The organism is Candidatus Binataceae bacterium (assembly GCA_035508495.1).
Taxonomy (GTDB): domain Bacteria; phylum Desulfobacterota; class Binatia; order Binatales; family Binataceae; genus JASHPB01.
In genome coordinates, this window is the sequence record DATJMX010000065.1 from 47,577 (window position 1) to 53,576 (window position 6,000).

A 6,000-nucleotide genomic window follows, 5' to 3' on the forward strand; every position below is an offset into this window, starting at 1 on the left:
AGCCGAATCGAAGCGATTCGCCGTTCGGGGTGGTACTTCGCGATGCCGCTGCCTGATCGAGAGTAGTACAAGGTGCGACGGCGAATTACTGCGGAGAACTACGCGGTTAACCTTGCATCCGTACAATACGATTCACTTCAAGGATGTCCTGTCGATATCTGGAAGCAATGAAAGAGATTAAAACGCAACTTGAGTACGCAGTTGAGAGGGGCCGAACCCAACTTGCGCAATTTACGAGTGACTACTACGTAAAATTAATTTCTTCGCATTACTGATCGCATTATTCGTTCTTTTCCCTGTGAGTAACTCGTCGCGAATATTGTACTAAGTGAGGCACAAGCGGAATGTGATCGCGGGTAAGTTATGTTCCAGGAACGCAAGCTTGCGGATTCATTGCGCGAAGCGGCCGACGCCTTGCGGGCGATGGCAGAAGCGGGATGCGACGATCGCGAACGCGAGCATCGCGGCCAAGAGCCTCACCGGGAGCATCACTGTTGTTTCGATCAGCATGGCGAGCTCGCGAGATTGGGCAAGGCCTTGCTCGAAGCCGTCGAGGTAGTGAGAGAAGCGGCGACGCACGAATGCTCGAATGAGTGCGATCATGATCACGAGCCGTGCGATCATCACGAGCATTGCGCTCCGCCGCCGCCGTACCCGCCGTATCCCGCCAACCCGCCCTACGCGCCGTATCCTCCGTATCCGCCATATCCACCCGTCGTTGTGATCGGAGGCGGTGGATGCGGTTGCGGATGCGCCGGCAAGGCTACGGTTGCATTGCCGTCAATGGCCGCGGCTTCGTCGCCGTCGGTGGGATCGACCCCGGCCAATGGTATAGCTATCGGCCAGCCGACGCCGTTCGGGAATCAAGCTGCGATTTTATCCGCCGTAGCGCCAATGCTCAGTGCAAGAGCTGAATTTCCCGATCCTGCGGGAATCCACGATATGGAAGCGCTACTGGATATTGGTGAATCTGCCGCCGCGCTGGTCAAACGCACATTGCCTTCCGGAGGATCGTCCGCATGAGCGAGCCTCACTCAGCAAGTGCATTATGGCCGACGCATGCGTTGCGCGCCTGGCTCGAGGCTTTGTCTGGCCAGATTCACCGCGCGCGCGACGATCTGGAGAGGCGAATCAATTCTGCTGAAAAAGAGCTTGCCAGGATGCGCCGGCTGCAGGAGCGCGCCAGCCACGTGTTGCAGTCGCTTCACGACTCGATCGGCAAAGTGGACGCGCGATTGCATCAAGCAGCAACTGCTCTGGTACACGAATCTGCAGGTGCGCAAACCGGAGTGCATAAGAGTCCGGAGCAAACCGACTCTGAAATAGAATCCGCGAAGAAAAAGGAAAGCAGCCGTAAAGAAGAGAATCGCCCGGCCGGTGGCCGTGGAACGAGAGGATAGCCACTCGCGCTAAATCCAACCAGGAGTTTGGACGCAATGTCTTACCATCCACCATACCCACCGTATCCGCCATATCCTGCGAACGCGCCGTTTCCGCCTTTTCCACCGTTTCCAGCCTATCCACCTTATCCGGCGCAGTGCTGTTGCCCGTGTCCGTCCGCGCAGCCTCAAGCGGGCGCACCCTCACAGCCTTCTCAGGCAGCTCCCCCGCCGCCCCCTCCGCCGCCTCCCACTGCAGCGCCGCCACCACCGCCTCCGCCGCCCCCTCCACCGCCGCCCTCGAACGGCTCAAACCCGATCGGCACGATTCTGGGTATTGGGATAGGCTTACTAGGTTTCCTCTAAAATCCAGAGATGAGGGACAATTATGCCTTCGCGCGAAGAAGTAATCGATCATATTGAACGACTGTTGCGCTCGGTCCTGGACGTCGTCGAGCGGGCAAACGCGCCGCACGAGCGGCAAATGGCTGCTGCCTACAAGGCGCAAATACGCAGTGCGCTCGAAGAGGTTGAGCGGCGGCGAAAGAGCGAGCCGGCTGCCCATCTAACTGAAGAGCAACTGAAGAATATTGATCATATTGTGCGAGTCACCAGCGTCATGGCGCAATCCTTACGAATGTGATCGCATGGAAACGGACAGTGTATCGTGGGTCTGCGCGAACCGCTATGTGCAGATCCATCCGACGCGATACTGCAACTTGCGCTGCCAGCATTGCTACACTCTTTCTTCGCCTGATGAGCGGGAAGAGATCGACGCCTGGATACTGCAGGAAGCCCTGAGCGACGCGGCCAGGGAGGGATTTAATATTGCCAACTTCTCGGGCGGCGAACCGACCTTGTATAGTTGGCTTCCTATTACACTCGATCATGCGCATGGCTGTGGTCTCAGCACGGTAATCGTATCGAATGGCACCGTCCTGACGCGGCCGCGCCTTGCGATGCTGCGGGACAAAACCGACTTACTGGCGATCAGCCTCGACGGTGTGCCGGCCTCGCACAACTCAATCAGAGGCTCCGCGCGCGCATTTGATATGATGCGTGCGCGTCTGGACGATGTCAGGAGTTCCGGAATCCCATTCGGATTTATTTTCCTGCTGACGCGAGAAAATATTCATGAACTCGACTGGGTAGCGCAGTTCGCCCTCGATCAGGGCGCCAGGCTTCTGCAGGTGCATCCCCTGGAAGATGTTGGCCGGGCCAGCGATGAAATGCAGGGTCGCGGACCCAGTGATCGTGATTGTGAGTACACTCAATTGGTGCTGGATCGGATCCGGCGGCTCGCGGGCAACAGGATGATCGTGCACCTCGACGCGGCGCATCGGGCGATCCTGCGGCTCAACGGGGCGATGACAATGGCCGATAGTGACGGAAGCGCGGATGTTACGCGACCGCTCGCGGAACTGCTTCCCACGCTCGTTATTGAGGCGGACGGAACGGTTACACCGCTCGTATATGGACTGTCGCGCCGTTACGCACTGGGTAATCTCAAGCAAGCGCCGCTGCGCGACTTGATCGCGGCATGGCGCGGCGAGGGATGCCTTGAGCTGCGCGATCTATGCCGTACGGTCTTCGCGGAGGTGACCGAGTCCTGTCTCGTACCATATGTCAATTGGTGGGAAGTCCTGCGGCGCCGATCCCTTCAGATCGGAAATGCCCAATTGGCGCATCAGTAGGGCAATGCTTCTTGAAGCCTTCGCACTTTCTGAAGAACCGCAGCCTCTGATCCCGGCGCCGGTCGAACGAGACTGGATGGACACCGGAGTTGGAAAACACGGATACCGATGTCTCCCACTTACTATTGCCAACACCTATGGATGGCAGCTTCTGCTCGCAGCCGACGTTACGGCGTCGTGGAACGGTGGCCCCGCTACTTCCGACATAACCGTCTATTGCTCGCGCCCGGATCAGGCGATTAGCAACTTCGGAAATGGCGTCCTCACATTCGATGTCTCGTACATTTTTCGGACGCAAATGGATTTTCATCTGCTGGTCAGTGGACCGGCTAATCAGTTCAAAGATGGAATCGCGCCGATGACCGCGGTGATTGAGACTGACTGGCTGCCGTACACATTTACGATGAACTATAGATTTACCCGGCCAGGAGAGGTGTATTGGCGGGCGGGCGAGGCCTATGCGCAGATTTGCCTTGTGCGCGCCGGTATTCAGCAAAGCGTCCAACCAGTAGTTCGCCGCCTCGAGGACGACGCAAAGTTGGCCGCGGATCATGGCGCGTGGCGTGAGCGGCGGACCAGGATGCGCGAGCGGCTTGCCGCGGGAGATGCGAACGCCCTGAGCGTGCCGTGGGACAAGGATTACTTCGCCGGCCGCTATGCCGACGGGCGTGCTACTGATGCGGAGCATACCAGCAAGTTGCGTCTGCAACCGCCGCTCGATAAACGGCGATGAGCGCCCTGCTCGAGGTTCACAAGTTCGCCGACCGCGATGACTGTCTGTCAGTGATCGGCGCGTACGAACGCAGCCAGCCGGGTCACGGAGCGGTGGTTGGCGATCCGTTCTTCGATCGCCGGGTGATGTGGATCAGCAGTTTTCCCGATTCTGAGAACGACGTGCGAAGGACATTGCAGCGCTGGCGCCATCGCGCGACCGCGATCGCATCGGCATGGGCTGGCGAGAGATTGTTTTCCGACACGATCCAGGTGGTGCGATGGGACGGCCAAACCATGCCTCCGCATCGCGACCACTGCAATATGGACGGCACGCCCAACCCCACGCCGTGGCGCGAATGGGCCGGAATCATCTATCTCAACGATGACTTCTTAGACGGACGACTCTTGTTTCCCGAAACGGGTGAAGGCTATCGCCCGATGGCCGGTTCTTTCCTGCTGTTTCCCGGTGCCTTGCTGCACAGTCTCGAGAGCTCGGCTGGCGGTCCGCGATACACGGCGCCAATGTGGTTCAGCCGCTCTTCGGTTCACGAAGACCCTTGGGCTGCGGTTCAGTTCTGATCAATATGACGCCGCCTTCATAGCCAGCGTCGGCTTGCGAAAACCCCCTGCCGCGACGATAAATTGTGATAGCCAAAACTCGCGGAGTAACTTCGGAGCGGGGTTTTTGAAGGATTCAGTCTATCGCGAGAAGATCCACCGCATTTACGTTGATTTCCTCAAGTCGGCGGAAAGCAAGCGGCGATGGAATCCCTTCGATGACGTTCCGTGGGATTCGCTCGAACCCGCGAAGGCGTCGCCGCAAACGATCCGCGCCGTTGAGCATACCTGTACCGAGGAAATGTACCTGCCCGACTACGGGGCACAGGTGATGCCTTTGTTGCGCAAGACTTTCGGGCTCTCGTGGTTCTGGGCGAACTGGACCTACGAAGAGTCGATGCACGCGTTGGCGTTGCGTGAATATCTGATCCGCTCGGGAAATCATTCGGTCGAGTCGATGATCGCATTCGAAGACCGTCTGTACACCAAAGAATGGACGCTGCCATTTGAGCGTGTCCGCCAGATGTCTTTCTACGGAGCGTTGCAGGAAGCCGCGACCCATCTTGGATACAAACTGCTGCGCGAGCGGGCCGCGGCAGTCGGCGACCGCATTCTGGATAGAATCTTCTTTCTAATCGGTCGCGACGAAGCCAGTCACGCGGGCTTTTATCGCGGCGTCATGGAAGTCGAATTAGAACGCGATCGCGAGGGCACGCTGGCTGACATGGCTCATGTGATACCGCGCTTCAAGATGCCTGGCGAGGGCTTGTTCCCCGACTATCACGCGAGCCTGGTTGCGGCGGGTCTGCCTGATGACAGTGCGTGGTATATGGAAAGGGTCGTGATGCCCACCCTGAAAGCCTCGGGCACCAGCTGGGAAGAGCTGCGCGAATCGTCGCGCAAGATCCGCCGTGACCGCGAATCTATCTGAGGCGCAGGCGATCGTTCGACGCCTCCAATCAACGTGTAAGTGGCGATGGAGGAGGAAGGGGCCCGGTGGCCCCACCGGTCTTCAAAACCGGCTTGGCGGCTAATATTGTCGCCGGAGGGTTCGACTCCCTCCCCCCTCCGCCAGTTAAAATCTTCAAATAAATCAAAGTAATTATGACTTCGCACGCGCAAAGCGATTATGGCATGTATAGTCGACCTCGCTGTGGACATTGACTTTTCCCACAATCTTCCCACAATTAGTGTGCGTGGCAACATTCCGCCGAAATCGCTCGGGAAATTGGGAAGTTGCGATTCGCCGACGAAACTACCCTTCCCAATACGGCACATTTGACACTCGCGCCGAAGCAGAGCGCTGGGCATCCGTGATTGAAGGGGAAATGGCGCGCGGCCGTTTTGTCCCAAGCACCGAAGCAGAACGAACTTCCTTGGCGCAAGCTCTGGAACGCTATGAACGCGAAGTCAGCGTTAGAAAGAAAGGATATTCACAAGAGCGAAGCCGTCTAAACAGATTCAAGCGTCATGCTCTTTCACTCAGATCGCTGGCATCGATTCGACCCAAAGACATTGCTCAATACATATCGGAGAGGGAAGGCGTTGTCGGCGGACAGACGATTCGGCTGGATCTGGAGTTGATTTCCCATTTGTTCACTGTGGCAAGACGTCGGTGGGGAATGGAGTCGTTGTCTAACCCTGTTCAGTTGACA

The 6,000-nt window shown here is 57.8% G+C and carries 8 protein-coding genes and 1 tRNA gene; 8 read left to right on the forward strand and 1 reads right to left on the reverse strand.

The genetic code is table 11. The features are described from left to right. Positions 1–390: 390 nt before the first annotated feature. On the reverse strand, positions 391–633 hold the full coding sequence (locus tag VMA09_19600; GenBank protein ID HUA35825.1) for a hypothetical protein: 243 nt from the start codon (positions 631–633) through the stop codon (positions 391–393). Positions 634–1,019: 386 nt separating this feature from the next. Here VMA09_19600 and VMA09_19605 point away from each other — a divergent pair, with 386 nt between their 5' ends. The 8 genes from VMA09_19605 to VMA09_19640 form a co-directional block, all read left to right on the forward strand. Next, positions 1,020–1,400: a hypothetical protein gene (locus VMA09_19605; GenBank protein HUA35826.1), complete on the forward strand. Its 381-nt coding sequence runs from the start codon at positions 1,020–1,022 to the stop codon at positions 1,398–1,400. Positions 1,401–1,767: 367 nt separating this feature from the next. Next, a complete protein-coding gene (locus tag VMA09_19610; GenBank protein ID HUA35827.1) occupies positions 1,768–2,022 on the forward strand; it encodes a hypothetical protein in 255 nt (84 codons plus the stop codon). 4 nt (positions 2,023–2,026) lie between these two features. Further along, a complete protein-coding gene (locus VMA09_19615) occupies positions 2,027–3,073 on the forward strand; it encodes a radical SAM protein (protein HUA35828.1) in 1,047 nt (348 codons plus the stop codon). Between the two features lie 4 nt (positions 3,074–3,077). Further along, positions 3,078–3,806: a DUF6065 family protein gene (locus VMA09_19620; GenBank protein ID HUA35829.1), complete on the forward strand. Its 729-nt coding sequence runs from the start codon at positions 3,078–3,080 to the stop codon at positions 3,804–3,806. Next, positions 3,803–4,366 carry a 2OG-Fe(II) oxygenase gene (locus VMA09_19625; protein ID HUA35830.1) on the forward strand — a complete coding sequence of 188 codons (564 nt, stop codon included), beginning with the start codon at positions 3,803–3,805 and terminating at the stop codon, positions 4,364–4,366. The genes VMA09_19620 and VMA09_19625 overlap by 4 nt, the downstream gene beginning before the upstream one ends. Positions 4,367–4,472: 106 nt before the next feature. After that, positions 4,473–5,276: an acyl-ACP desaturase gene (locus tag VMA09_19630; GenBank protein ID HUA35831.1), complete on the forward strand. Its 804-nt coding sequence runs from the start codon at positions 4,473–4,475 to the stop codon at positions 5,274–5,276. Between the two features lie 47 nt (positions 5,277–5,323). After that, a tRNA-Sec gene (locus tag VMA09_19635) sits at positions 5,324–5,419 on the forward strand. 122 nt (positions 5,420–5,541) lie between these two features. Then, the coding region (locus VMA09_19640) for a hypothetical protein (GenBank protein HUA35832.1) at positions 5,542–6,000 on the forward strand (459 nt) is incomplete at its 3' end.

Bases quoted from the DNA above. Each gene is read 5' to 3' on its own strand.
- VMA09_19600 (HUA35825.1), bottom strand. From the start codon at position 633: ATGCTCGTGATGATCGCACGGCTCGTGATCATGATCGCACTCATTCGA.
- VMA09_19620 (HUA35829.1), top strand. From the start codon at position 3,078: ATGCTTCTTGAAGCCTTCGCACTTTCTGAAGAACCGCAGCCTCTGATC.
- VMA09_19610 (HUA35827.1), top strand. From the start codon at position 1,768: ATGCCTTCGCGCGAAGAAGTAATCGATCATATTGAACGACTGTTGCGC.
- VMA09_19615 (HUA35828.1), top strand. From the start codon at position 2,027: ATGGAAACGGACAGTGTATCGTGGGTCTGCGCGAACCGCTATGTGCAG.
- VMA09_19625 (HUA35830.1), top strand. From the start codon at position 3,803: ATGAGCGCCCTGCTCGAGGTTCACAAGTTCGCCGACCGCGATGACTGT.
- VMA09_19605 (HUA35826.1), top strand. From the start codon at position 1,020: ATGAGCGAGCCTCACTCAGCAAGTGCATTATGGCCGACGCATGCGTTG.